The sequence below is a fragment of the Streptomyces sp. YIM S03343 genome (assembly GCF_054729195.1).
Genome location: NZ_JBPUKX010000001.1, coordinates 7,824,228 through 7,849,444 on the forward strand (window position 1 = coordinate 7,824,228; position 25,217 = coordinate 7,849,444).

21 protein-coding genes are annotated in these 25,217 nt (G+C 72.4%); 12 read left to right on the plus strand and 9 right to left on the minus strand.

Annotation, left to right across the window (positions count from 1 at the left end):
- Positions 1–148: 148 nt before the first annotated feature.
- Both ACSYGN_RS34585 and ACSYGN_RS34590 read left to right on the plus strand, forming a co-directional pair.
- On the plus strand, positions 149–721 hold the full coding sequence (locus ACSYGN_RS34585; RefSeq protein ID WP_460402716.1) for a helix-turn-helix domain-containing protein: 573 nt from the start codon (positions 149–151) through the stop codon (positions 719–721).
- Between the two features lie 80 nt (positions 722–801).
- On the plus strand, positions 802–1,359 hold the full coding sequence (locus ACSYGN_RS34590) for a YbaK/EbsC family protein (protein WP_460402718.1): 558 nt from the start codon (positions 802–804) through the stop codon (positions 1,357–1,359).
- Between the two features lie 55 nt (positions 1,360–1,414).
- Here ACSYGN_RS34590 and ACSYGN_RS34595 read toward each other — a convergent pair whose 3' ends face one another.
- The gene (locus ACSYGN_RS34595) at positions 1,415–1,822 is read right to left on the minus strand and encodes a CoA-binding protein (RefSeq protein WP_460402720.1); all 408 of its coding nucleotides are present in this window, start codon (positions 1,820–1,822) and stop codon (positions 1,415–1,417) included.
- Positions 1,823–2,047: 225 nt separating this feature from the next.
- Between ACSYGN_RS34595 and ACSYGN_RS34600 the strand changes: the two genes are divergently transcribed.
- Both ACSYGN_RS34600 and ACSYGN_RS34605 read left to right on the plus strand, forming a co-directional pair.
- A complete protein-coding gene (locus ACSYGN_RS34600; protein ID WP_460402722.1) occupies positions 2,048–2,794 on the plus strand; it encodes a hypothetical protein in 747 nt (248 codons plus the stop codon).
- Positions 2,791–3,339: a SixA phosphatase family protein gene (locus ACSYGN_RS34605; protein WP_460402724.1), complete on the plus strand. Its 549-nt coding sequence runs from the start codon at positions 2,791–2,793 to the stop codon at positions 3,337–3,339. The genes ACSYGN_RS34600 and ACSYGN_RS34605 overlap by 4 nt, the downstream gene beginning before the upstream one ends.
- 343 nt (positions 3,340–3,682) lie before the next feature.
- Here the strand turns inward: ACSYGN_RS34605 and ACSYGN_RS34610 are convergent, their stop codons facing one another.
- Positions 3,683–5,674 (minus strand): APC family permease, encoded by a 1,992-nt coding sequence (locus ACSYGN_RS34610; RefSeq protein WP_460402727.1) that lies wholly within the window; start codon positions 5,672–5,674, stop codon positions 3,683–3,685.
- A gap of 228 nt (positions 5,675–5,902) precedes the next feature.
- Between ACSYGN_RS34610 and ACSYGN_RS34615 the strand changes: the two genes are divergently transcribed.
- Entirely contained in the window at positions 5,903–6,529 is a 627-nt protein-coding gene (locus ACSYGN_RS34615; protein ID WP_460402729.1) for a YigZ family protein, read from the plus strand.
- 176 nt (positions 6,530–6,705) lie between these two features.
- The gene (locus ACSYGN_RS34620; RefSeq protein ID WP_460402731.1) at positions 6,706–7,182 is read left to right on the plus strand and encodes a VOC family protein; all 477 of its coding nucleotides are present in this window, start codon (positions 6,706–6,708) and stop codon (positions 7,180–7,182) included.
- Positions 7,183–7,213: 31 nt separating this feature from the next.
- Here the strand turns inward: ACSYGN_RS34620 and ACSYGN_RS34625 are convergent, their stop codons facing one another.
- Complete coding sequence (locus ACSYGN_RS34625) at positions 7,214–8,017, minus strand: VOC family protein (protein ID WP_460402733.1); 804 nt, start codon at positions 8,015–8,017, stop codon at positions 7,214–7,216.
- A gap of 322 nt (positions 8,018–8,339) precedes the next feature.
- On the opposite strand from ACSYGN_RS34625, the gene ACSYGN_RS34630 reads away from it, so the two are divergent.
- The 3 genes from ACSYGN_RS34630 (at position 8,340) to ACSYGN_RS34640 (ending at position 14,328) form a co-directional block, all read left to right on the plus strand.
- On the plus strand, positions 8,340–9,503 hold the full coding sequence (locus tag ACSYGN_RS34630) for an exonuclease SbcCD subunit D (RefSeq protein WP_460402735.1): 1,164 nt from the start codon (positions 8,340–8,342) through the stop codon (positions 9,501–9,503).
- Positions 9,500–12,499: an AAA family ATPase gene (locus ACSYGN_RS34635; protein ID WP_460402737.1), complete on the plus strand. Its 3,000-nt coding sequence runs from the start codon at positions 9,500–9,502 to the stop codon at positions 12,497–12,499. The genes ACSYGN_RS34630 and ACSYGN_RS34635 overlap by 4 nt, the downstream gene beginning before the upstream one ends.
- 176 nt (positions 12,500–12,675) lie before the next feature.
- The gene (locus ACSYGN_RS34640) at positions 12,676–14,328 is read left to right on the plus strand and encodes an IS1182 family transposase (protein WP_460391610.1); all 1,653 of its coding nucleotides are present in this window, start codon (positions 12,676–12,678) and stop codon (positions 14,326–14,328) included.
- Positions 14,329–14,361: 33 nt separating this feature from the next.
- Here the strand turns inward: ACSYGN_RS34640 and ACSYGN_RS34645 are convergent, their stop codons facing one another.
- Entirely contained in the window at positions 14,362–16,053 is a 1,692-nt protein-coding gene (locus ACSYGN_RS34645; RefSeq protein WP_460402739.1) for a DUF885 domain-containing protein, read from the minus strand.
- Between the two features lie 32 nt (positions 16,054–16,085).
- Complete coding sequence (locus ACSYGN_RS34650; protein WP_460402741.1) at positions 16,086–16,604, minus strand: Lrp/AsnC family transcriptional regulator; 519 nt, start codon at positions 16,602–16,604, stop codon at positions 16,086–16,088.
- A gap of 60 nt (positions 16,605–16,664) precedes the next feature.
- On the opposite strand from ACSYGN_RS34650, the gene ACSYGN_RS34655 reads away from it, so the two are divergent.
- Complete coding sequence (locus ACSYGN_RS34655) at positions 16,665–17,843, plus strand: trans-sulfuration enzyme family protein (protein ID WP_460402743.1); 1,179 nt, start codon at positions 16,665–16,667, stop codon at positions 17,841–17,843.
- Between the two features lie 114 nt (positions 17,844–17,957).
- Here ACSYGN_RS34655 and ACSYGN_RS34660 read toward each other — a convergent pair whose 3' ends face one another.
- The 3 genes from ACSYGN_RS34660 to ACSYGN_RS34670 all read right to left on the minus strand — a co-directional run bounded on the left by ACSYGN_RS34660 (position 17,958) and on the right by ACSYGN_RS34670 (position 22,131).
- A complete protein-coding gene (locus tag ACSYGN_RS34660) occupies positions 17,958–19,244 on the minus strand; it encodes a GNAT family N-acetyltransferase (RefSeq protein ID WP_460402745.1) in 1,287 nt (428 codons plus the stop codon).
- Positions 19,245–19,364: 120 nt separating this feature from the next.
- Entirely contained in the window at positions 19,365–20,951 is a 1,587-nt protein-coding gene (locus tag ACSYGN_RS34665) for an alkaline phosphatase D family protein (RefSeq protein WP_460402747.1), read from the minus strand.
- A 331-nt stretch (positions 20,952–21,282) separates the two neighbouring features.
- Positions 21,283–22,131, minus strand: a complete 849-nt coding sequence (locus ACSYGN_RS34670) for an alpha/beta fold hydrolase (protein WP_460402749.1) — start codon at positions 22,129–22,131, stop codon at positions 21,283–21,285.
- 425 nt (positions 22,132–22,556) lie between these two features.
- On the opposite strand from ACSYGN_RS34670, the gene ACSYGN_RS34675 reads away from it, so the two are divergent.
- Positions 22,557–23,318, plus strand: a complete 762-nt coding sequence (locus ACSYGN_RS34675) for a GntR family transcriptional regulator (protein WP_460402751.1) — start codon at positions 22,557–22,559, stop codon at positions 23,316–23,318.
- 99 nt (positions 23,319–23,417) lie between these two features.
- Here the strand turns inward: ACSYGN_RS34675 and ACSYGN_RS34680 are convergent, their stop codons facing one another.
- On the minus strand, positions 23,418–24,578 hold the full coding sequence (locus tag ACSYGN_RS34680) for an ROK family transcriptional regulator (protein WP_460402753.1): 1,161 nt from the start codon (positions 24,576–24,578) through the stop codon (positions 23,418–23,420).
- A 182-nt stretch (positions 24,579–24,760) separates the two neighbouring features.
- Here ACSYGN_RS34680 and ACSYGN_RS34685 point away from each other — a divergent pair, with 182 nt between their 5' ends.
- Positions 24,761–25,204: a hypothetical protein gene (locus ACSYGN_RS34685; RefSeq protein WP_460402755.1), complete on the plus strand. Its 444-nt coding sequence runs from the start codon at positions 24,761–24,763 to the stop codon at positions 25,202–25,204.
- Positions 25,205–25,217: the final 13 nt, after the last annotated feature.

Here is a 25,217-nt window from a genome sequence, read left to right on the forward strand (position 1 = left end):
ACTACCGGGATGGGCGACGTCCCCTCCGGGAACTCCAGAACCGCTGGGACCGTCTGTCCAGCCAAGACACCCACCAAGCCCCCCCGCCAAGCTCCCCCGCCAAGACCATCAGGCCCACCGCCTGGCCCACCGAGACCACGGACGGAACGTGTCGGACCTCGATCTGCTGACCCAGTCCCTGGCGCGCAACGTGAAACGCTGGCGCGCCGAACGGGGCTTCACGCTCGACGCGCTCGCCGGACGCGCCGGGGTCAGCCGCGGCATGCTCATCCAGATCGAGCAGGCCCGCACCAACCCCAGCATCGGCACCGTCGTCAAGATCGGTGACGCGCTCGGCGTCAGCATCACCACCCTGCTGGACTACGAACAGGGCCCGTCGGTCCGCGTGGTCCCCGCCGACCAGGCCGTGCGGCTGTGGCACACCGACGCGGGCAGCTACAACCGCCTGCTCGCCGGCACCGAGGCCCCCGGCCCGCTGGAGATGTGGGACTGGCGGCTGATGCCGGGCGACCGCAGCCCCTCCGACCCGCACCCCACCGGGACGGTCGAGATGGTGCATGTCACGGCGGGGGAGCTGACCCTCACGGTCGACGGCATCGAGTACCGCGTCCCGACGGGTGCCAGCGCCTCCTTCGAAGCCGACACGCCGCACACCTACGCCAACGGCGGTGACGAGCCGATGGAGATGGTCATGGCCGTCTCGGTGCCGCCGATCCGCTGAGCCGGCCTCCCTCCCCGCAGGCCTGTCCGGTCGCCGAGATGCCCGACCGGGCGGCGGCGCACGGCTGTTAGCGTGCGGTCATGCGCGCACCCATCGGAGACTTCGACATCGTCCGCCCCGCCCCCGACTGCCTCGACGAGCTCGTCGCGCCGGTCGCCGACGCCGTGCGCGGTTGGTCCGGCAGCGTGGCAGCCGACCAGATCATCTATGTCGAGACCGACCCGCGCTGGGCCGACACCGCCGTCTTCGTGGGTCACTACGGCCGCGAGCTGCTGGAGCAGTCGGCCAACTGTGTGGTTGTCGCGGGCAAGCGGGGCGGCGAGATCACCCTCGCGGCGTGCGTCGTGCTGTCCACCACCCGGGTCGACGTCAACGGCACGGTGCGTCGCCAACTGGGGGTCCGCAAGGCGTCGTTCGCCCCGATGGACACGGCGACGGGGGAGACCGGCATGGAGTACGGCGGCATCACACCGGTCGGACTGCCCGCCCACTGGCCCCTGCTGGTGGACTCCGCCGTCGTGGATCTGCCCTGGGTCCTCGTGGGCAGCGGCCGCCGCACCGGCAAGCTCCTCGTCCCCGGCAAGGCGTTCGCCGAACTGCCGGGCGCGGTCGTCCTGGAGGGCCTCGGGGTGGCCTGAGCCCCTCCAAGATCGCGGACGGCGCCCCTCCAGGGACCGCGGACGGCGGGTGGGCTCAGCCCAGGCGGGGAATCTCGATCGCCGGGCAGCGGTCCATGACCATGTCCAGCCCCGCCGCTCGGGTGCGCTCGTACGCCGCCTCGTCGACGACCCCGAGCTGGAACCACACTGCTTTCGCGCCCTTGGCGACGGCCTCGTCGGCGATCGCACCGGCCAGGTCGCTGTTGACGAACACATCGACCACGTCGACGTCGAAGGGGATGTCCGCGAGCGAGGCGTACCCCTGCTCGCCGTGCACCGTCTCCGCCTTGGGGTGCACGGGCACGATGCGCTTGCCGTAGCGCTGGAGGACGTCGGCGACGCCGTGCGCCGCACGCCGCTCGTTGTTCGACAGACCCACGACCGCCCAGGTGTCACCGAGCTCGGTAAGGATCTTGCGGATCGTCGCTGCTTCGCCGTGCACCGCCGGCCTCCTTGGCCTGGAAAAGAGTTCTCGGAGAAGTTCCCGCAAGGATTCGCGCAGGGGCTCCTCGTGGGGGCAACAGCGCAGGGTATACGGTGATTCCCCGGTGCGGGAAAGGGGTGTCCGATGCCCGGGTCCGAGGCTCTTCGGCGTGATCCAGGACATGGTGTCCCGAATCGTCGCGAGTTGCCTGCGTCCGGCCCGCCGCGCGCCTACGCTCGCCCCGTGCTGCGCATCACCGACGCCCGCACGGGCGACACCGTCGATCCCGTCCCGGCCCGCCGCGGTCTCACGCGGATCGAGGTCCACACCGAGGACTTCACCACCACGGCCCTGCGAGTGTTCCTCGTCGCCGACCTCCTGCTGCGTGCCCTGGAGATCGGCGGTACCCCCGTCTGGGCGCTGCTCAGCGGCGACCGGAACCAGGCCGAGCTGCGTGCCGCGGGCGCCGCCCTGGGCATCCGCCCCCTGGAGGACAGCCGTGACCTCGGCGCGGGCCTCGGCGAGGCACAGGTCGTCCATGTGACCGCCGCCGATGACACCGGACGCCTTCCGGACGCGGACGGCGTGGTGATCGCCGTGGCCCCGGTCACGCCCGCCGGTCCGGCGCCCGTGAACCCGGCGGGCGACGCCGACCCCGCCGTACTCCGCCTCGCCCTGCTCTCCCGGCGCCACGCCGACTCCCTGCACGTCGGCAAGGCGGCCCTCGACGCGGCCCGTGACGCCCTCGCCCACCGGCGCCGTGCGGTCGCCGACTGGGCGCGGCGGCCCTCGCGGCCGGTCCCCGAGGAGGTGCGCGCCCAGCTGAGACGGGCCTGGGAGGACGACCTGGACATCCCGGCCGTCCTGGAGGTCCTGCGAGCCGTGGCGGACCGGCCCGATCTGGCGGACGGCGCCCGTTTCGAGACGTACGCCTACGCCGACCGGCTCCTCGGTCTCGACCTCACCCGTGACCTGGGATCCCCGGCATGACCGCGCGCGCCGGAGCGGGACCGCTGCGCCGTCTGGTCGTCCTGCGGCACGCCAAGTCGGCCTGGCCGGTGGGCGTCCCCGACCACCGCCGCCCGCTCGCGCCGCGCGGCCGACGGGACGCGCCCGCCGCGGGCCGCGTCCTGGCCGAGGGCGACTGCCTGCCCGACCTCGTCCTGTGCTCCACGGCCGAACGGGCCCGCGAGACCTGGCAACTGGTGTCCGCCCAGTGGGGCACCCCGCCCCCGGTGCGCCACGACCCGCGGCTCTACGCCGCCGGGGTCCAGGAACTGCTGGCGGTGGTGCGGGAGACACCACCGGAGGTGGAGACCCTGCTGCTGGTCGGGCACAACCCCGGGCTGGAGGAACTGATCCTCGAACTGGCCGGGGACGGTCTCGACGACGCCCTGGACCAGGTGCACACGAAGTTCCCGACCTCGGCGATCGCCGTCCTGGCCTGGCACGGCACCGGCTGGCGGGCCCTTGCCCCGGGCACCGCCCTGCTCACGGATGTGGCGGTGCCGCGGGGGAGGAAGAAGCGCGGCTGAGCCGCTTCCAGCCGAACCCGTGCGGCTGGATCCGCCCAGCCGAATCCCTGGGGCCGGACCTCTCCGGCCTAACCTCTCCCGGCCGAACCCCTCGGGTTCGACTGCTCCCGGCCGCGCGCCTCCGGCTGGCGGGCCCTTGCCACTGGCACCGCCCTGCTCACGGATGTGGCGGTGCCGCGGGGGAGGAAGAAGCGCGGCTGAGCCGCTTCCGGCCGAACCCGTGTGGCCGAACCCTGGGGCCGACCCCCTCCGGCTCGACTGCTCCCGCCCGCGACCACACGGCCGCACCCCGTCCCCCTGTGCCTGCCGGACCGCGCCGCCCGCGCCGGCCGCGCCGCCCGGCTCACCCCACGTGCACCCGAGGCCGCCGTTCCACATCCGGCTCCGCGCGGCGCAGCACCTCCCGGGTGACCGGGGCGACCTCGCCGTCCCCGAACACCAGGAAGCGGATCAGATGGCTGACGGGGGCGCCCTCCGTCCAGTTGAAGTAGGCGTGCGGCACCTCGCCGGTGCGCTCGCGCAGGGCGAGCAGCACCGCCGCGATGGTGTTCGGCACGGTCGGCCCCTCCACCCGCAGCCGCCGCACGCCGTGCTTCTCGTCGCCGTGCACGGTGACATCGGCGGTGAAGTCGGAGGAGTCCCGCACGAACACCTCGAGGAACAGCACGGGCCCGCCGTCGGGGATGTGGGTGTGCTCGCGCTGGCTGTACTCCTTGGCGCGGTACTCCACGGTGCTGTGCTCCTGGGGCTCGTTCGCGATCAGCCGCAGCGGGCCGTGAGCGGCGGCCTCCGCCACATACCCCGTCGCCGCCTCGTCGAAGACCACCTGCCCCGCCCGCAGTTCGAACGCGCGGCGCACCCGTGAACCGAGCGACGTGGCCATGATCGCCACGATGAAGATCGTCGCGATCTTGATGCCGTCGGGCCGCTCCACGACGTTGGCGACGAGCGTGTAGGCGAACACGGCCGTGATGACACCGAAGCCGATCGCCGCGCCCCGCCGTCCGCGCCGGTGCACGGCGACCGCGGAGGCGAACGCCGCGGACAGCATCAGCACCAGCACCCCGGTCGCATAGGCGCCGCTCTGCGCGTCGACGTTCGCGTCGAACCACACGGTGATGAACACGGCGGCCACCATGAAGACGAGTACCAGCGGCCGTACCGCCCGTGTCCACTCCGGGGCCATTCCGTAGCGGGGCAGATAGCGCGGGACTAGGTTGAGCAGACCGGCGAGCGCGGAGGCGCCCGCGAACCAGAGGATCGCGATGGTCGAGATGTCGTAGACCGTGCCGAACACCTCGCCCAGATGCTGGTGTGCCAGATAGGCGAGGGCGCGGCCGTTGGCGGGGCCGCCGCTCTTGAACGCGTCCTGCGGGATCAGGATCGTCGTCGCCAGGCTGGACAGCAGCAGGAAGCCGCTCATGATCACGGCGGCGGTGGTCAGCAGTCTGCGGGTCTCGCGGACACGGCCCGCCGGATTGCCGTACGTGTCCGACGGATCGCCCTTGACCTGCGGCATCACCGCCACGCCCGTCTCGAATCCGGACATGCCGAGCGCCAGCTTCGGGAACACCAGCAGAGCGACCGCGATCATCGCGAGCGGTGAGGAGTGCTCGGCGGTCAGCGCATCCGTCCAGTCGCCGATCTTCACCGGGTGACCCAGCACGTCCCACAGGGACACGGCCAGCACGACCAGGTTGAGGGTGAGGTAGGCGCCTACGAGTGCCACCGCGATGCCCATGGCCTCCCGGAAACCCTTGAGGAAGACCGCGCCGAGCAGGGCGACCAGCACCAGGGTGATCCAGAGGTTCTCGCCGTGCAGCCAGTGCGGGGCGAATGGATTCTCCACGACGTGCGCGGCCGCGTCCGCCGCCGACAGGGTGATCGTGATCATGAAGTCGGTGGCCGCGAAGCCCAGCAGCACCAGGACCAGGATCTTCCCCGCCCACCACGGCAGCAGCCGCTCCAGCATGGCGATCGAGCCCTCGCCGTGCGGGCTCTCGTGCGCCACACGGCGGTAGACCGGCAGTGCGCCGAGCAGGGTGAGCGCGATCAGCACCAGGGTTGCGAGCGGGGACAGCAGCCCGGCCGCGAGCGCCGCGATGCCCGGCTGGTAGCCGAGGGTCGAGAAGTAGTCGACACCGGTGAGACACATCACACGCCACCACGAGTGGCCCTCGTGCTCGGTCTTCGGCGTGCCGTGCGGACCGGGGTGGTGCGCCGACTGCTCGCTGAGGCCCTCCAGCAGCCATGCCCGCCAGCGGGGCGGGGTGCCGGAGGGCTCCGGATCACCGGGTCCGCCGGTGTCTTTCCCGTCGACCTGAGTGCCGGTCATGCCGCTTTCTCCCTGTATTTCCTGTGCCTCGCGGACACTTCTGCCTTCGAAAGAACGAGCCCGGCGTCCGGGCACAAAGAGCGAGTATCCCTCACATCGTCCCCTCGTACCCGTGACCAGGTGCTTTCGTACCCCCCGCCCGCCAGCTGTGGCCCCTGCCCAGGACCGGGCCATCACCGCCGGGCCATCACCGCCGGGACGCCCCCGACCACGGACTAGTCTGGCCCGATGCAGGACGAGTACCGCACCGTCGCCCGGGCCGGTGTCCACGAGACCGAGGTGAACCGCTCCCGCTTCCTGTGCGCGCTCGCCCCCGCGGCCACCGAACGTGAGGCCCAGGACTTCATCGCAGCCGTCCGCAAGGAGCACGCCGACGCCACGCACAACTGCTGGGCCTACGTCATCGGTGCCGACGCCGGAGTCCAGAAGGCGAGCGACGACGGCGAACCCGGCGGCACGGCCGGTGTTCCGATGCTCCAGATGCTGCTGCGCCGGAACATGCGCTACACCGTCGCCGTCGTCACCCGCTACTTCGGCGGTGTCAAGCTCGGCGCGGGCGGTCTCATCAGGGCCTACGGCGGCGCGGTCGGCGAGGCCGTAGACCATCTTGGCACTCTCACCCGCCAGCGGTTCCGGCTGGCCACCGTCACCGTCGACCACATGCGTGCGGGCAAGGTGCAGAACGACCTGCGCGCCACCGGGCGCACGGTGCGCGACGTGCGGTACGGGGAGGCCGTCACCATCGAGATCGGGCTGCCGGACGCGGAGGTGGACGCCTTCCGCGCCTGGCTGGCCGACGCGACCGCGGGCACGGCGGGGTTCGAGCTGGGCGGAGAGGCATACGGGGACGCCTGACAGGGCGTGGCCGAGCATCCGCGCGGCCCGGTGGGTCCTGCTGCCCGGTGTGGTGATGCGTGTCAGGCTTGTGCTGTAAGTCCCTGTTGTCGTTGTCCGAGGTGGCGGCTTGTCTGCTCATCGGCCATGACCGTCGCCGAGGCGAACGCCGTCAATGATCGGAAGGGCGGTGCACGATGAGCGTCAAGCCTGTTCCCGAGGGTTATCCGCGTGTCACGCCGTACATCTGTGTGGACGGAGCGGCGGCCGCGATCGACTTCTATGTCTCCGTGCTCGGCGCACGCGAGCGGATGAGGATGGAGGCGCCCGGCGGCAAGATCGGCCACGCCGAGCTGGAACTGGGCGATTCGGTTGTCATGCTGTCGGACGAGTTCCCGGACATGGGATTCCGTGGGCCGAAGTCGGTGGGCGGTACACCGGTGACTCTGTACGTGTACGTGCACGATGCGGACGCGGTCTTCACCGAGGCCCTCGCCAAGGGCGCCGCAGAGCTGGAGGCGGTCAAGACCCAGTTCTACGGCGACCGGACCGGACGGTTCGAGGACCCCTTCGGCCACCGGTGGAACGTCGCCACACATGTGGAGGACGTCCCGCCGGAGGAAATGGAGAAGCGGGCCAAGGAGGCCATGCAGTCCATGCAGGGCGGTGGCTGAGCCGTTCGTCGACGTCGTCGACGAAGGAAGCTCAGCTCTCGGCCGGGGCGAGTACCACGAAGTCGGCGTTCGACGGGTCGAGACAGACGGCGAGTCGGCCGACCCCCTCCATGTCCTGCGGTCCCATCTGCACGCTGCCGCCGGTCTCGGTGACCTTGGCGACCGCGGCGTCGCAGTCGGTGACATTGAAGACCGGGTGCCAGTACGGCCGTCCGTTCGTCAGGGCGAGGTTCTCCGCGGGGAGCTCCATGAGACCGCCGTGCATGCGTTCCTCGGGAAGCCCGGCGGGGGTGATGAGGGAGTAGGTGCCGCCGCCGGGCATCGGCATGTCGCTGAACTGCCAGCCGAGGACTCCGCCGTAGAACTCCTTCGCGGCCGTGGCGTCGCTGGTGTACAGCTCGGTCCAGGACAGTGAGCCCGGCTGGTCCACCAGGTCGACGCCCTTGTTCGTGCCCGGCTGCCAGACCGCGAACTGGCCGCCCAGCGGGTCGCTGTACTGCGCCATCCGGCCCCACTCGTCGAGGTCCATCGGTGCCACCCGCACGGTGCCGCCCGCGCGCTCCACCGCCTGGGTGGTGGCGTCCGCGTCGGCGACGCTGTAATAGATCATCCAGGCCGAGCGTGCGCCCTCCTCGGTGAGCTTCCCGAGCCCGGCGACGACCTTGCCGTCCTTCCGGAACATCCCGCCTTCCATGTCCTCCCCGCCCTCTCCCGCACCCATGGGCTCGTAGTCCCATCCGAGCACCGCGCTGTAGAAGGACGCGGCGGCGGGGACGTCGGGAGCGCCGAGGTCGAGCCAACAGGGGGAGCCGGTGACGAAGTCCGTGGTGATCATGGCGATGATTCCCTTCTGCGGATCCCGTACCCATCCAGCGTGGCACCGGGCGATGGCCGTCGCGCGTCGGCCGCCCGCCATGAGGCCGGGTGGTGGGAGGGAGGGGGCAGCGGGAGAGAGGACCTTCCATCGACAGGCCACCGTCAGGCCTCGTCAGGCCATCGCCATGCCACCGCCAGGGGTGATCCGAGGAGATGGGCGGATCAGGGGGTGATATGCGTTAGCGTGGCGGATGTTGACAGCGGGCCCCGTGCTGGTTCGTGATGGTTCGCGGTGATTCTCGAGGCGCAGTTGGGGTGTATGTGCAGTTCAGGGCGGTTTCATGAAATTGCTGCACACTTCCGACTGGCATCTGGGCCGGGCGTTCCACAGGGTGGACATGCTCGGCGCCCAGGCCGAGTTCATCGGCCATCTCGTGCGCATCGTGCGCGAGCGTGAGGTGGACGCGGTGCTCGTGTCGGGAGACGTGTACGACCGCGCAGTGCCCTCGCTCGCCGCGGTCGAGCTGTTCGACGACGCCCTGCACCGGCTCGCCGCGCTCGGTGTGCCCACGGTGATGATCTCCGGCAACCACGACTCGGCCCGCCGTCTCGGTGTCGGCGCCGGACTCATGGGGCGCGCGGGCATCCATCTGCGCACCGACCCGGCCGCCTGCGGGACGCCCGTCGTGCTCCGCGACACGTTCGGGGACGTCGCCCTGTACGGCCTGCCCTATCTCGAACCGGCGCTCGTGAGGGACGGGTTCGGCGTGGACAAGCCGGGCCACGAGGCGGTGCTGGCGGCCGCGATGGAACGGGTCCGCGCGGACCTCGCGGCACGCGCGCGCGGGACACGTTCCGTGGTGCTGGCGCACGCCTTCGTCACCGGTGGCGAACCCAGCGACAGCGAGCGGGACATCACCGTCGGCGGGGTGGCCGCCGTACCGGCGGGCGTGTTCGACGGAGTGGACTACGCGGCGCTGGGGCATCTGCACGGCTGCCAGACCATCACCGAGCGGGTGCGCTACTCGGGTTCACCGCTGCCGTACTCCTTCTCGGAGGCCGGGCACCGCAAGAGCATGTGGCTGGTCGACCTCGGCGCGGACGGGCAGGTCGGCGCCGAGCGCGTCGACTGCCCCGTGCCGAGGCCGCTCGCCAGGATCCGCGGCATGCTGGAGGACCTGCTGGCCGACCCGGCGCTGGCCCGGCACCGGGAGTCCTGGGTGGAGGCCACGCTCACCGACCCGGTCCGGCCCAGCGAGCCCATGGCCCGCCTCACCGAGCGGTTCCCGCACGCCCTCAGCCTGGTCTTCGCCCCCGAGCGCGCCGACGACGAGCCGGGCATGTCGTACGCGCGCCGCCTCTCGGGACGCAGCGACCAGGAGATCGCCGAGGACTTCGTCGCCCATGTCCGCGGCGCGGGCCCGGACGGCGCCGAACGGGGCGTCCTGCGCGACGCGTTCGACGCCGTGCGCGCCGACGATGCGGTACGGGAGGTCGCCCGGTGAGGCTGCACCGTCTCGACCTCACGGCCTTCGGCCCGTTCGGCGGCTCCCAGTCGGTCGACTTCGACGCACTCGCCGCCGAGGGCCTGTTCCTGCTGCACGGCCCGACCGGCGCCGGAAAGACCTCCGTGCTGGACGCCGTGTGCTACGCGCTCTACGGCGCCGTGCCCGGCGCCCGGCAGAGCGGCCAGGGCGTCAACCTGCGCAGCGACCACGCCGACGGCACCACCCGCACCGAGGCCCGTCTGGAGTTCACCGTCGCCGGACGACGCCTGGAGGTGACCCGGCAGCCGCCCTGGGAGCGCCCCAGGAAGAGGGGCCGTCCCGGCACCATCGTCGAGAAGGCGCAGAGCGGGCTGCGCGAGTACGACGCCGGATCCGGCACCTGGAAGGACCGCAGCCGCTCCCACCAGGAGATCGGCGAGGAGATCACCCAGCTGCTCGGCATGAGCCGCGAGCAGTTCTGCCAGGTCGTGCTGCTGCCCCAGGGCGACTTCGCGCGCTTCCTGCGCGCCGACGCCGAGGCCCGCGGCAGACTGCTCGGCCGCCTCTTCGACACCCAGCGCTTCGCCGACGTCGAGAAGCGCCTCGCCGAACGGCGCCGCACCGCCGAGGCCAAGGTGCGTGACGGGGACGCCGCCCTGCTCGCCGACGCGCACCGCATGCAGCAGGAGGCGGGCGACTCCATGGTCCTGCCGGACCTCGCGCCCGGCGACCCCGGCCTCACCGAAGCCGTCCTGACCGCGGCCGCCGTCGCCCGCAGCACCGCCCGTGAACAGCTGACGGTCGCCCACTGCCGTCTCGCCGCGGCCGAGTCCGCCCAGGCCGCCGCCGACCATGCCCTGCACGACGTACGCGAACTGGCGCGCCTCCAGGCCCGGTTCGCCGAGGCCCGGGAGCGGGCCGCCCGGCTGGAGGACCGGGCCGACGCCCACCTGCAGGACCGCGCCCGGATGGAGCGGGCGCGCAAGGCCGAGGCGGTGGCCCCCGCCCTGGAGCTGCGCCTGGACGCGGAAGCCCGGCACCGGCACGCCGCCGACGCCGACACACGCGCGCGTGCCCAACTCCCGCCGTCGGCCGCCGACTCCGGCGCCGCGGGCCTGGCCACCGCCGCAGGACGGGTCGCCAAGGAACTCGGCGGCCTGGAATCCGCCCGCCGCGCAGAGCAGCGGCTGACCGCGCTGCTCGCCGAGCGCGCCGGACTCGACCGGCAGGAACGCGCCGACGAGGACGTCCTCCAGGAGGCCGACGCCTGGCTCGCCGGGTGGGACACGGCCCGTACGGCCCTCCAGGCCCGCGTGGACTCCGCCCAGGAGGCCGCCACCCGCGCCGAACAACTCGCAGTGCGCCGCGACCCGGTACGGCAGCGGCTCGCCGCCGCCCGGCTGCGCGACCAGCTCGGCAGGGACACCGAGGCCGCGCAGGACTGCGCCCGCGCCTCCGCAGACCGGGCCCTGCGCGCGCACGCCCACTGGCTGGACCTCAGGGAACAGCGCCTGGGCGGCATCGCCGCCGAACTCGCCGCAGGCCTTGTCCCGGGTGAACCCTGCGCGGTGTGCGGTGGCACCGAACACCCCGCGCCCGCCCGCAAGGTCGACGGACACGTCGACCGCGAGGCCGAGGAACAGGCCCTCGCCGCCCACCGGCGCTTCGAGGAACGGCGGGCGGAGGACGAACGCCGCCTCAGCGACGTACGCGAGGCCCTGGCCGCCGCCACCGCCGAGGCGGGCGACACCCCCACCGACCGGCTCGCCGCCGAGGCCGAAGACCTGGAACGGCAGTACGCGCGAGCCCGACGCGACGCCTCCGTCCTGCACGCCGCCCACGAGGACCTGCGCCGCGCCGAACAGGAGCGTGAGCAGCGCCTCGCCGACCGTCAGCAGGCGGCCGTCCGGGCCGCCTCCCGCCTGGCCCGCCGCGACGGACTCGACCGCGAGAAGACCGAGCTGGAGGAGGAACTGGCGCAGGCCCGGGGCACCGCCGACAGCGTGGCCGCCCGAGCCGTCGAGCTGGAGCGCCAGGCGGCGTTGCTCATCGAGGCGGCCGACGCCGCCCGCGCCGCCGACGACACCGCCCAGCACCTCAAGGACGCCGACGCCCGGCTCGCGGACGCCGCGTTCCGCGCCGGGTTCGACACCCCGCAGGCCGCGGCCGCCGCCCTCCTCGACGACACCGCCCACCGCGACCTCCAACGGCGCCTGGACGCCTGGCAGGACGAGGAGGCCGCCGTACGCGCCGTACTCGCCGAGGACGGCACGGCCACCGCCGCCCGGCAGCCGCCCGCCGACCTCACCGGAGCCGAGGCGGTGGCCGCTGCCGCGGTCCGACGGCTGCGGGACGCCGCCTCCGCGCGCGACGCCGCCGCCCGCCGCTGCACCGAACTCGACCGGCTCGCCGCGCGCGCCGCCGCCGGCGTACGGACCCTGGCACCGCTGCGCGCCGAGTACGACCGGGTGGCCCGCCTCGCGGCGCTCACCGCGGGCACCGCCGCCGACAACGAGCGCAAGATGCGCCTGGAGTCGTATGTGCTGGCCGCCCGTCTGGAACAGGTGGCCGCCGCCGCCACCGCGCGGCTGAGCCGTATGTCGTCCGGCCGCTACACCCTCGTGCACTCCGACGGCCGCTCAGGACGTGGCCGCAGCGGGCTGGGACTGCATGTCGTGGACGCCTGGACGGGCCGCGAGCGCGACACCGCGACCCTCTCCGGCGGCGAGACCTTCTTCGCCTCCCTCGCCCTCGCCCTCGGCCTCGCGGACGTGGTCACCGACGAGGCGGGCGGGGTCCGGCTCGACACCCTCTTCATCGACGAGGGCTTCGGCAGCCTCGACGACGAGACCCTGGACGAGGTCCTGGACGTCCTCGACTCCCTGCGGGAGCGCGACCGCAGCGTCGGCATCGTCAGCCATGTGCCGGACCTGCGGCGCCGTATCCACGCCCAGCTGGAGGTGGTCAAGGGCAGATCCGGCTCGACACTGCGCCGGCGCGGCACCGGCCAGTGACCGGTGCCGCGGCCGGGCGCGGCGGCTAGGGCCTGACTCTGTCGGGGATCTTGAGGATCCCCGGCGGGGCAGCATGATCAACGGGCATGCTCGGCTCTGTTCAAGGACCGATGCAGTTGTCGAGGTGCCCGTTGTCGCTTCACGCCCGTTCTGGTGAGCAAGTCCCTTCTCTGACCATGCAGATGGCGCGGGCGAGCAACCCGAGCGGTACAACGGCGATGTGGGTGAGAGACCGCCTGGGCGGGCTGTGGCGTGACGAGGACTTCGCCGACTGGTACCCCCGCGACGGCCGCCCAGGGCTCTCGCCCGCCCAGCTGGCCACCGTCTGTGTGCTCCAGTTCCTGCTCGGTCTGTCGGACCGGCAGGCGGCCGAAGCGGTTCGCTGCCGCATCGATTTCAAATACGCGCTGGCCATGGAACTGGACGATCCCGGCTTCCACCACAGCGTGCTGGCCGACTTCCGCGACCGTCTCACCGAGGACGGCCGAGCCGACCGTCTCCTCGACCTCGCGCTCGAACGCCTGAAGGAGGCCGGTCTCGTTCGCGAACGCACCACCCAGCGCACGGACTCCACCCACGTCCTGGCCGCGGTGCGCGACCTGACCCGGCTGGAACTGGTCACCGAGGCCGTCCGCGCCGCGCTGGAAGAGCTGGCCGGCACCGCTGATCACCTGCTGGCCGGCCTGGTGGACGAGGAGTGGGGGCGCCGCTACGGCCGTCCGGTCCGTCTGGGCAAGAACCCCACCCGCCCCAAGACCAGAATCCTCGCCACCGGAGGCGACGCCGTCCGGCTGATCGAGCACCTCGGGCAGCACGGGCCGGAACGCCTGTCAGGGCCCCGCGTCCAGGCCCTGCGGCAGATCATGGTGCAGAACTACTACCGTGACGGGGCCGGGCGCCTGCGCTGGCGCACCGTGGAGGACGGCGGGCTGCCGCCCTCGTCCGTCGCGGTCGTCTCGCCCTACGATCCGACGGCCCGCTACGCGCGCCGCGGACACGTCACCCGTTGGAAGGGGTTCGTCGCGCATCTCACCGAGACCTGCGATCCCGACGGCGTCAACGTGATCACGGATGTGGCCACCACCGATGCCACCGGCTACGACGCGAAGGCTCTGCCCGGCATCCACACCCGGCTCAAGCGCCGCGGGCTGCTGCCCGCCGAGCATCTGGTCGACGGCGGCTACACCTCCCTGGTCCATCTGGAACAGGCAGCCCGCGAACACCAGGTCACGGTCACCGGACCACTGCCGGTCAACACCACCCGCCAGAACCGCAGGAACAACGGGTTCGGCCGCGACGACTTCCACATCGACTTCGACCGTCGGCAGGTCACCTGCCCGCAGGGCGAGACCAGCGCGGGCTGGCACGGCCCCTACCCGACTTCCTCGCCCACGGCGGCACCTCTGATCGTGGCCCGGTTCACCAAGAGCCAGTGCCGGCCCTGCCCGGTCCGCACCCGCTGCACGACCACCGCCGACAGCGCCCGGAGCGTGGGCTTCCCCCCGCGAGAACTCCGTGACCTGCAACTCCGAGTCCGTGCCGAGCAGCAGACACCCGAATGGCAGGCTCGCTACGCGGTCCGCTCCGGAGTGGAAGGCACCATCAACGAGCTCGCCCACGGACACGGCATGCGCCACTGCCGCTACCGGGGACAGCACAAAGCCCACTTACAGCACGTGTTCACAGCCATCGCTGCAAACATCGAGCGCCTCAGCCGACGGCCGCCGACCGGAGAAGCGCCTCCGTCCCGACGGCCGACCGCCTTCCAGAACTACCTGGACCAGCACGGGATCCCCCGGCCGAGGTCTTGGCGGTCCGCCAGAGACTGAGCAGACCGCCAAGATCCCCGACAGAGTCAGGCCCTACAACCGGGACAGCTCGTCCACGAGGTCGTCGAGTCCGAGGGAGCCCTGGGACAGCGCCGCCATGTGCCACGCCTTGAGGTCGAAGGCGTCGCCGTGCCGCGCGCGGGCCTTCTCACGGCCCAGCAGCCAGGCCCGCTCGCCCAGCTTGTAGCCGATGGCCTGGCCCGGGATCGTCAGATAGCGGGTCAGCTCGCTCTCCACGAAGTCCGCCGGACGGCTGCTGTGCGCGCCGAAGAACTCCTGCGCCAGCCCCGGCGTCCAGCGCTCACCGGGGTGGAACGGCGAGTGCGCCGGGATCTCCAGCTCCAGATGCATGCCGATGTCCACGATGACCCGTGCCGCCCGCATCATCTGCGCGTCGAGATAGCCGAGCCGCTGCTCCGGGTCCGTGAGGAAGCCCAACTCGTCCATCAGCCGCTCCGCGTACAGCGCCCAGCCCTCCGCGTTGGCGCTCACCTCGCCGACTGTGGCCTGGTAACGGGACAGGTCCTGCGCGACATGCGTCCACTGGGCCAGCTGGAGATGGTGGCCGGGGACACCCTCGTGGTACCAGGTCGACACCAGGTCGTACACCGGGAACCGGGTCAGGCCCATCGTCGGCAGCCACGTACGGCCGGGACGGGAGAAGTCCTCCGACGGCGCGGTGTAGTACGGCGCCGCCGCGCCGCCGGGCGGAGCGATGCGGGACTCCACGCGCCGCACCCGCTCGGCGAGTTCGAAGTGCGTGCCGTCCAGTTCCTCGATCGCCCTGTCCATCAGGCCCTGGAGCCAGTCGCGGACCTCGTCGACGCCCTCGATGTGCCGCCCGTACTCGTCGAGATGAGCCAGCGCCACCCACGGCGTGGCGGCGCCCGGCAGGATCTTCTCGGCCTCCCGCTTCATCTCGCCGAGGAGACGGTGATACTCGTCCCAGCCGTACGCGTACGCCTCGTCCAGGTCGAGATCGGTGCCGTTGTAGTAGCGCGACCAGCGCGCGTACCGCTCCCGGCCCACCGTGTCCGGGGCGCCCTCGATCGCCGGCGCGTACACGTCGCGCATCCAGTCCCGCAGCTCCACCACGGATGCCGTGGCTGCCCGGGACGCCTCGTCGAGCTCGCCGCGCAGCGCGTCCGGGCACGCCGACGCGAAGTCCTCGAACCAGCCGCGCCCGTTGCCGTCCGTGTCCGACCACTCGGTGAGCTGGCCGACGAACGTGGCGGTCGGGCGCGGACCGGCGTACAGCTTGCGGTCGAGTCCCAGGCTCAGCGACTCCCGGTACCCGGCGAACGTGGCGGGCACGGCGCGCAGCCGTTCGGCGATCGCCGCCCAGTCCTCCTCGGTCCGGTTCGGCGTCAACGTGAACACGTCGCGCACATGGTGGGGCGGGGTGTCCAGATTGCCGACCGAGCGCAGACCCTCGTCCGCGTCGTGCACCGCCAGTTTGGCGGTCAGCCGCTCGCGCAGCAGACGGCCGCAGCGCCGTTCGATGCCGCTGTCCGCGCCGGGCAGCCGCTCCGCCTCGTCGAGCCGTGCGAGTGTGGTGCGCGCCAGTTCCGCCACGGCCTCCTGACCCGCGGGCGAGGTGTCGGGCAGTCGGCTGGAACTCTCCGGCACGCCCAGAAACGTACCGGTGACCGGATCGAGGGCGATGAGCGCGTCGACGTAGGCGTCGGCGACCTGACGGGGCATCGGGCTCGTGGCATCAGACATGCGGCCATCCTCGTACGGCCGTGATGCCCGCGTCACCCGGATTCCGCTGTGGGCGTGCCCGGGCCGCCGCCGGCGTTCGCGCCCGGCGGGAGGAGCGGCCCGCAGTCCCACTGCTGGAAGATCAGCCGGGTCTCGACCCGTGCCACCTCGCGCCGCGCCGTGAACTCGTCCAGCACCAGCCGCTGGAGATCCGCCATGTCGGCCACGGCCACATGGACGAGATGGTCGTCGGGGCCGGTCAGATGGAACACCGTCCGCGACTCCGGCAGCGCCCGGATCCGCTCCACGAACGGCCCCACCAACTCCCGCCGGTGCGGCCTGACCTGCACCGACAGCAGTGCCTGAAGTCCCCGGCCCAGCTTCGCCGGATCGAGGCGCAGCTGATGACCGAGGATCACCCCCGACCGGCGCAGCCGGGCCACCCGGTCCAGACAGGTCGACGGTGCCACCCCGACCTGCGCCGCGAGATCGCGGTAGGTGGTCCGGGCGTCGTTCTGCAGCAGCCGCAGCAGATGCAGATCCACCGGATCCAGTACGACAGACTCGGTCATGAGCCGAACGTAGCACGGTGTTCTCGTACAACAGCCCGACGTCTGTTCACCCTTCCGTGCATGGACACAGCGCAGCATGCCGTGCACAGGGCACTGGAGACCGAGGCCGTCCACGCCGGCCGTGACGACCTCGCACGGCAGGGCCTGCACGCCCCGCCGATCGACCTGTCCACGACCTACCCCTCCTACGACAGCCGCCACGAGGCCGCCCGGATCGACGCCTTCGCGGCCGACGGCGCCGAACCCGAGGGCCCGCCGGTCTACGGGCGGCTCGGCAATCCCACCGTCGCCCGCTTCGAGACCGCCCTTGCCCGGCTGGAGGGCACCGAGGCCGCCGTCGCCTTCGCCAGCGGAATGGCCGCCCTGACCGCCGTCCTCCTGGCCCGCGGCGCGGCCGGGCTGCGGCACGTGGTCGCCGTACGGCCGCTGTACGGGTGCAGCAACCATCTGCTGACCGCCGGACTGCTCGGCACCGAGGTGACCTGGACCGACCCGGCCGGGATCGCGGATGTGCTGCGCCCGGGCACCGGTCTGGTGATCGTCGAGACACCGGCCAATCCGACCCTCGCCGAGGTCGACCTGCGGGCGATCGCCCACGACTGCGGCTCGGTGCCGCTGCTCGCCGACAACACCTTCGCCACACCGGTGCTGCAACGCCCGGCGGAGCAGGGGGCGCGGCTGGTGCTGCACAGCGCCACCAAGTACCTCGGCGGGCACGGCGACGTGATGGCGGGCGTGGTGGCCTGTGACGAGCAGTCCGCCCGCGCCCTGCGGCGGATCCGCTTCGCCACCGGCGCTGTGCTGCACCCGCTGGCCGGCTATCTGCTGCTGCGCGGCCTGGCCACGCTCCCCGTCCGGGTGCGCGGCGCGTCCGCGACCGCCGCGGAACTCGCCCGCCGTCTCGCCTCCGACCCGCGCGTCGCCCGTGTCCGCTATCCGCGCATCGGCGGCGCGATGATCGCCTTCGAGGTACACGGTGATCCCCATGAGGTGATCTCCCGGGTCCGGCTGATCACCCCGGCGGTCAGCCTGGGCAGCGTCGACACCCTCATCCAGCACCCGGCGTCCATCAGCCATCGCATCGTCGACGCGGCGGACCGCCGCGGCGCGGGCGTCGACGACCGGCTGCTGCGGCTGTCGGTGGGGCTGGAGGACGTGGACGACCTGTGGGCGGACCTGGACACGGCGCTGGTCGCCGAACCGGCCCGTGCCGCGGTGCTGCCGATGCCCAGGGTCTGAGACGACCGGGCGGTCCGCCAGGCCACCGTCGGACCGTCCGGTCCCTATGTCCCTGTAGGTCGTCAGTCCGATCCTTGTACGTCGTCAGTCCGAGGGCGCCACTCTCGCAGGGCGTCAGTCCCGCAGGGCGTACCGGCCGAACCGCTCCGCCCGCGCCGCGACCGGAATCGCGTCGAGCCGGGCGGTGACGACCAGGGTGCCCTCCTCGACCTGGTAGTCGAGCGGGAGCCCCAGGCCGCGCATCGCGGCGACCATGCCGGTGTTCGACGCCTGGGTCACGGCGTACACGCTCTCGCAGTCCGCCTCGACCGCCATGGCCACCAGACGGTCCAGCAGTTCGCCGCCGATGCCGCGCCGCTGCCACTCGTCCTCGACGAGGAGAGCGGCCTCCGTCTCGTCGCCGTCCCACAGCAGATGGCCGAGGCCGACGATGCGCCCTGAGGCCGTTCGCGCGGCGAGGGTACGGCCGAAGCGGGGGCTGAGCAGGTGGTTGAGATAGCGGTCCGCGTCGGCGACCGGGCCGTGGTAGCGCAGGCCGAGCGTGCGCGCCGAGCACCGCTCGTGCATGGCCTTCGCCGCGGCCAGGTCGTCCAGGCCGGCGCGGCGCACGGTGATGTCGTCGCCCTGCGGCAACGTCAGCACGTCCTGGCCGCGCGGGATACGCATGCCGAGCCTGGCGTCCAGTTCCACCAGCGCGCGGGCGCGCGCGAACTCGGCCGGGGTGAACGGCAGATGAGGCCGCTCCACGGTGATCACTCCGCCTTCCGGTGCCCGCAGTCGCATCACGGTGTCTTCGAGCACGCCCTCGGGGGGTGCCTCGGCGGCACCCGGGACACCGGACACCGGTCGCGCGGGCAGCGAACGGATGGTGCAGCGTCCCAGCAACTGCCGCAACGCGAGCGGCAGTTCCGCGGCGTCGAGGGCGGTGCGGGTGGCGAGACCGAGGATCCGGGTAGGGGCGTCCACCAGATCGTGGGCGTCGGCCCGCTCGATCCAGGTGTCCGCGCCACCGGCCGAGGATACCGTGCGGGTGATCTCCGCCGTGTCGAGTACGGCGGGGGCCCGCAGCAGGAACTCGTCGACGGTGCCGACGGTCAGCGGATGCGTCTGGAGGCTCAGGATGTCGACCTCGCGGTCGGCGAGCGCGGCGCACAGGGCGGCCAGCGAGCCCGGCCGGTCCTCGACCGTGGTCCGCATCCGCCAGAGCGTCGCCGGACCGGGAGTGGTGTCGGCAGTGCCCGTGCCTGCGCCGGTGGTGCGGGTGTCGTTCATGGGCGGCGCATGACCGTGGCGCCGTGTCCACCGTGTGCGCAGGCCTGTGAAGAGGCCGGCGAGCCCGGCCGGTCCGGTCCGGTGGCCGGGCTCGCGGCGGCCGTTGTCCGCGTGTGTCACATCAGACATGTCTCGATTCATGCAGCCACTGTGAACGAAGGGTGTTGCGTGATCACAAACGCATTGTGACTGATGGGTTAAGCATGCTTATGGCTGATTTGTTGTTCTTTCCTGCACTTGTTTGGCGGTTTACTGCCCGATCAGACCGGGCTGGAGCACCTTGGTGAACAGCACCGTGCCGTCCTGCTCCCGCAGCCGTACCGTCAGTTCGCCGCTGTCGCCGTCGATGTCGACCTCGCCGAAGAACTGATAGCCCCCGGCCGGCGAGACGTTGGAGGCGGTCGGCGCCTTCACGAACACCCGTTCAGGACCGAACGTGCCGTCCAGGGCGTTGGCGGGGAAGGCCCCGGCGTTCAGCGGACCCGAGACGAACTCCCAGAACGGCTCGAAGTCCGTGAACGCCGCGTGTGAGGGCTGGTAGTGCTGTGCCGAGGTGTGATGCACATCGGCCGTCAGCCACACGGTGCCGGTGATCCGCCCGTGCTTGATGTACCGCAGCAGCTCGGCGATCTGGAGCTCACGGCCGAGCGGCGCACCCGGGTCGCCCTGCGACACGGCCTCGAAGTCGGGCTTGCCCTCGGTCGTGTCGGGCACCACGAGACCGAGCGGCATGTCGGCGGCGATCACCTTCCACACCGCTCGCGAGCGAGACAGCTCACGCTTGAGCCACTCCAGTTGCTCGGCACCCAGGATGCCCTGCGGGTCGGTGGTCTGGTCGTCTGGGGAGTTGGCGTTGCGGTAGGTGCGCATGTCCAGGACGAACAGGTCGAGCAGCGGCCCGTGCCGCAGCACCCGCTGCACCCGCCCCTCCTTGGCGCCCGGCCGCAGCGTGGAGAGGGGGACATACTCGCCGAACGCCCGCCGTGCCCGGGCCGCCAGCACGTCGACGCTCTTCTCCGTGTACCTGGTGTCGGTGCTCGCGATCACCTCACCGGGGTACCAGTTGTTGCGCACCTCGTGGTCGTCCCACTGGATCACCGACGGGACCTGGGCGTTGAACCGGCGCAGGTTGGCGTCGAGCAGGTTGTAGCGGAAGGCGCCGCGGAATTCGGCCATGGTCTCGGCCACCTTGGACTTCTCCTCGGTGGTGATGTTGCGCCAGAGGCTGCCGTCGGGCAGCGCCTGGGTGGCCGAGATCGGGCCGTCGGCGTAGATGTTGTCGCCGCTGCACAGGAAGAAGTCCGGGTCCAGCTTCTCCATCGCCCGGTAGATGGTGTAGCCGCCGAAGTCCGGGTTGATGCCCCAGCCCTGGCCGGCCAGATCACCCGACCACAGGAAGCGCACACCCTTGCGGCGCTGGGCGGGGACGGTGCGGAAGGTGCCGGTGACCGGCTCGCCGGTACGGCGCGGGTCGTCCGGGTCGGCGAGCAGCACCCGGTAGTGGATCTGCTCGCCGGACGGCAGACCGTGCAGCCGGGTGGTGCCGGTGAAGTCCGTGCCCGCGCCGAGCAGCGGGCCGTGCCATCTGCGGGCACCTCGGAACGACTCCGTGGCCGCGGTCTCCACGATCATCCGCGCCGGGCGGTCCGAACGCACCCACACCAGACCGGAGCCGGCGGTGATGTCGCCCGCCTGCACACCCCAGTCGGCCGAGGGGCGCCCGGAACGGGCGAACGCCGGTGCCGCGCCGAGCGCGCCGGGCAGGGTCAGGGCCGCAGAGGCGGCGAGGGAGCCACGCAGGACGCCGCGACGCCCTGGGAACGGACGGTGAGTCATGGATGCGCCTCCAGGAACGGGTTCCGGCCGGTGTGCACAGCCACACCTACTGGGGCGCCGCAGCGCACACGGAAACCCGGAGTGAACAACTCGGCGCACGGAGTGGGAGTCGGGGTTCCGGAACAAGGGGCTGCCGGGGTACGGCTGCGGCCGTGCGGTCCGTGGCGTCGTACGGTGCGCCGTGCTCGATGGCGCGCAGGACCTACGGCGTGTCGTGCCTACGCGTGCAGGGCTTACGGCATGCCGTGCCCGCGGCGTGCGGGGCGTACGGCGTTCGGACCGCCCCGCGCCGGTCGGCGGGCGTCGCGGTCGGCAGGAGCGCGCCGCCGGTTCAGCGGCTGCCGTCGAGGATGACGCGGGCGACGAGCGCGGGGTCGTCGTTCATCGGGCAGTGGCCGCAGCCGGGCAGCCGCACCAGACGGGCCCGCGGGATGATGTGCTTGGCGCGCACACCCTGGCGGCGCACCAGCAGCAGATCCCGGGTCCCCCAGGCCACGGTGACGGGGATGCCGGGGATGTCGTCGGTCCACTGCACGGTCGCGCCCGCGCGCAGCGTCCGCTCGAACCCGGTGGCGTTCGCCAGCGCCAGCGTCTCGGCGACCACCGCCTCCGGTGCGCGGCGGCCCGGGCGGGCGTAGATGGTGCTGGTGAGCAGCGTACGGCCGGCCGCCGAGCGCGAGAGCTGTTCCACCAGCGGCAGTGGCAGCCGCCGCGAGATGTGGCGCATCGCGAGCAGCACACCGAAGGCGTAGCGCCGCTCGGCCTCGGACCAGAACCCGGCGGGCGACAGCGCCGTGACGGACCGTACGAGCTTCTCGCGGCCGAGCTCCAGGGCCAGCAGCCCGCCGAGCGAGTTGCCCGCCACATGGGGCCGCGCGACACCCAGTTCCCCGCACAGCCCCGCCAGCGCGGCGTTCACCGTCGGCAGATCGTGGGCCAGTGCCTCCGGCAGCGCGGGGGAGTCGCCGAAGCCCGGCAGGTCCACGGCGATCACGTCGCGCTCGGTGGCGAGGATGTCGACCACCGGGTCCCACGCCTGCCGGTGATGACCGATCCCGTGCAGCAGGAGCAGCGGCTCGCCGCGGCCCACGCGCGTGTACGACATCGTCACGGGCTGCGGGCCGAGCGGGGAGGGGACCTCGTAGGACACGGTGGCGGAGGACACGGTGGCCAAGGACATGGGGGCTGCTCCTCGTCTGGGACTCGCGGACGGGCGCCGACGCGGCGACGGACAGCGGCGCGGTGCGCACGCCGGATAGACAGCTTGTCAGCAATTACTACCGACGGGTAGCCCCCTGATGGTGCCCGACGCCGTGCGCCCCGGCCGCCCGACACGCCGCCGACGCACCGTGGCATGCCGTGACACGCCGTACGACATGCCGTGACACGCCGACGAGCGCACTGTCCGGTACCTGCTGTCCAGGACGTGCTGTTACGAACGCCTCATGAACGCTCTGTTGCCCGGCGCCTGTGGGCCCCCTGTGGGAACGAGGATTGGTATTGACCAAGTTTGGGCGCCGTCTTATGGTCGCAGAGAAGTGCAACAACCTTTAATAAACAAGGGCGCTTAAACGCCGCCGGAACACGGCTATTGCGGAGGACAGGGTGGGGACCACGCAACTGGAACCGGTGCCGGAGCCGAAATACTGGCATCTGAAGACCGTGCTCAGCCAGGCACTGGAGACCGAGTTCGCCGTGGGCGAGATCCTGCCCAACGAGCGCGACCTGGCCGCCCGTTTCGGCGTCGCCCGGGCCACGCTCCGCCAGGCGCTCGAGCAGTTGGAACTGGAGGGCCGGCTCCAGCGCCGCAGAGGCGTCGGCACGACCGTCGCCCCGCCGCGCGTCGGCGTGGCGGTCGGCACCGATCTGCATGCCTGGCCCGGCGCCGCGGGCGACGCCTGGCAGCCCGTGGACTGCGTCACCGCCGTACCGCCCGCCGCCGTGACCGCCGCGCTGGAAACGGCCGCGGACGAGGCCGTTCACACGGTGCGCCGCTCCCGTACGACGCACGGTCAGCCGGTCGCCGCCGAACTGCTGTACATCCCCGCGGCGTCCGTCCCCGACCTCTCCGGGATCGACGCGCCGTCCGGGGCGGCCCGCGCGCGTGCCGTGCTGCGCGAACTCCAGCACCTGCCGCTGGAGGGCCAGGACCGCGCCGTGGAACTGGGCTCGGCCCGCGCGGACGACGCCAGGGAGCTCGACCGGCTCCCCGGGTCGCCCGTCCTCGTCGTCACGACCCGGTTCTTCGCCCGGGGCCGCACCGCCGCGCTCTCGCTCGCGACCTACCGCGCGGACACCTGCCGGCTCACCTTCGGCGCTTCGGGCGGCGTGGAGATCCACGAGAGCCCGGAGCGTCAGGCGTCCTGACGGGTCCGGCTCGTCGCGCATCGATCGCGCCCGCGTACCGCGCCCCGGAACTCCTCCGGGGCGCGGCGCGTTCTCATGACAGACGCAGGGCCGCGCGCCTCACTGGCGGGCCGTCACCGCCGTGCCCTCCACCGCGAACAGCTGCTCCTCCACATGGTCGAGGGCGAGCCGCAGCGCGCCGGTCGCCACTGCCGCCTCGCCCAGCAGGGAGAGGGTGACCTTCGGCGGGCGCAGGCAGTAGCGCGCGAGTTCGCGGCGCAGCGGCTCCAGGACACCGTCCAGGCCCGCCGCCCAGCCGCCGATGACGACCAGTTCGGGGTCGAGGGCGAGCACCAGCGCGGCCACGTCGTGCACGAGCCGCAGGATGAACCGGTCGACGGCCGCCCGGGCCCGCTGGTCGCCCTTCTTCGCCAGGGCGAACACCTCGGCGACCGCCTGCTCGTCCAGCGGGTGCAGCGGCTCGTCGGTGGTGGACAGCAGCGTCTCCGGTGTGACCTCCCGGCCCAGCAGATGCAGAGCCCCGATCTCGCCGGCGGCCCCGCCGAAGCCGCGGTGCAGCCGTCCGCCGATCAGCGAACCGGCGCCCGGGCTCAGCCCGGCCAGCACCATCACCACGTCGTCGGAGTCGGTGGCGGAGCCCTTCCAGTGCTCGGCGAGGGCGGCCGCGTTGGCGTCGTTCTCGACCAGCACCGGGCAGCGGAAGGAACGGCTCAGCCGCTCGCCGAGGTGCAGCCCGGTCCACTGCGGCAGCGCGGTGCTCAGGCGTACGGTCCCGTCCGCCTCGATGATCCCGGGCGTGCCGACGCCCACCGCGCGCAGCGATCCGCGCGCGACCCCCGCCCGCCGCAGCAGCTCGGCGACGGCGCCGCGCAGCCGCTCCAGCCGCTCGTCGGCCTCGGCCGTCTCGTCGACCTCCCTCGCCTGGGAGCCGAGCACCCGCCCGTCGAGGTCGGCGAGGAGCGCGGCGACCCGGTGCGGGCCGATCTCCAGGCCCAGCAGATGACCTGCCTCGGCACGGAACCGGAACCGCCGCGCGGGCCGCCCCTGCCGCCGTACGGCGCTCTCGTCGGCCGCCTGCTCGACCACCAGGCCGGCCTCGATCAGTCCCTCGACCACTCCCTCGACGGTCGGCCGGGACAGCCCGGTCACCCTGGTGATCTCCGTCAGCGTCGCGCGGTCCGCGGCACGCAGCGCGTGCAGCACCACCGCGGAATTGATCCTTCGCAGCAGCGAGGGATCCCCGCCGGTCAGCCGCCCCAAGGTCCGTCCTCCCAGCTCGTGCGCGTGTTGGCCGGATCGTACTCGGCGCGGTGGGGCACCGGCGAGTGCAGGGCGCACACAGCCGTGGCACGGGGGCGGCGCGGGCCGGACGCCACGGGGGGTGCGGGCGGGCGGGGCTGACGCCTCACCAATTGTCAGTGGTGGCCGCTTTACTGGATCACATGGACATCGCGAAGCAGCTCGCCACCATCGACCTGCTGTGCGGGCGGCACTTTCCGGCGGAGCCGGGCAGGACGGAGACGGGCAGGGGAGGACCCGGCTATCTGATAGCAGAGTTGACGACGAGCGGCGACTTTCGGGAGGACGGCGGGAGCGCACGGGAGGAGGCGGAGGCACAGTTCGAGGCGGAACGGGACGGCCTCAGCGAGCGTCTCGCGGCACGCTGGGGGCCGCCCCATGTGATCAGCTTGTACAGCGCGTTCGAACGGACCACGCTCAGCGAGGGCGTCGACGAGCCCTGGGCCTCGCTCAGCGCGCACGTACGGGACGTCCACGTCTGGCACCTGACGGGCACGGACCGCTGGATCGCCCTGGGCATATCCCAGTGGGACCGCGAGCTGCCCTTCCAGCTCCTCGCCGTGATCACGGAGACGGCGCCGGTCTGACCCGTCACAGACC

Bases quoted from the DNA above. Each gene is read 5' to 3' on its own strand.
- ACSYGN_RS34670 (WP_460402749.1), bottom strand. From the start codon at position 22,131: ATGTCCTTGGCCACCGTGTCCTCCGCCACCGTGTCCTACGAGGTCCCC.
- ACSYGN_RS34650 (WP_460402741.1), bottom strand. From the start codon at position 16,604: ATGACCGAGTCTGTCGTACTGGATCCGGTGGATCTGCATCTGCTGCGG.
- ACSYGN_RS34630 (WP_460402735.1), top strand. From the start codon at position 8,340: ATGAAATTGCTGCACACTTCCGACTGGCATCTGGGCCGGGCGTTCCAC.
- ACSYGN_RS34655 (WP_460402743.1), top strand. From the start codon at position 16,665: ATGGACACAGCGCAGCATGCCGTGCACAGGGCACTGGAGACCGAGGCC.
- ACSYGN_RS34665 (WP_460402747.1), bottom strand. From the start codon at position 20,951: ATGACTCACCGTCCGTTCCCAGGGCGTCGCGGCGTCCTGCGTGGCTCC.
- ACSYGN_RS34625 (WP_460402733.1), bottom strand. From the start codon at position 8,017: ATGATCACCACGGACTTCGTCACCGGCTCCCCCTGTTGGCTCGACCTC.
- ACSYGN_RS34620 (WP_460402731.1), top strand. From the start codon at position 6,706: ATGAGCGTCAAGCCTGTTCCCGAGGGTTATCCGCGTGTCACGCCGTAC.
- ACSYGN_RS34605 (WP_460402724.1), top strand. From the start codon at position 2,791: ATGACCGCGCGCGCCGGAGCGGGACCGCTGCGCCGTCTGGTCGTCCTG.
- ACSYGN_RS34590 (WP_460402718.1), top strand. From the start codon at position 802: ATGCGCGCACCCATCGGAGACTTCGACATCGTCCGCCCCGCCCCCGAC.
- ACSYGN_RS34615 (WP_460402729.1), top strand. From the start codon at position 5,903: ATGCAGGACGAGTACCGCACCGTCGCCCGGGCCGGTGTCCACGAGACC.
- ACSYGN_RS34685 (WP_460402755.1), top strand. From the start codon at position 24,761: ATGGACATCGCGAAGCAGCTCGCCACCATCGACCTGCTGTGCGGGCGG.
- ACSYGN_RS34640 (WP_460391610.1), top strand. From the start codon at position 12,676: ATGCAGATGGCGCGGGCGAGCAACCCGAGCGGTACAACGGCGATGTGG.
- ACSYGN_RS34645 (WP_460402739.1), bottom strand. From the start codon at position 16,053: ATGTCTGATGCCACGAGCCCGATGCCCCGTCAGGTCGCCGACGCCTAC.
- ACSYGN_RS34660 (WP_460402745.1), bottom strand. From the start codon at position 19,244: ATGTCTGATGTGACACACGCGGACAACGGCCGCCGCGAGCCCGGCCAC.
- ACSYGN_RS34610 (WP_460402727.1), bottom strand. From the start codon at position 5,674: ATGACCGGCACTCAGGTCGACGGGAAAGACACCGGCGGACCCGGTGAT.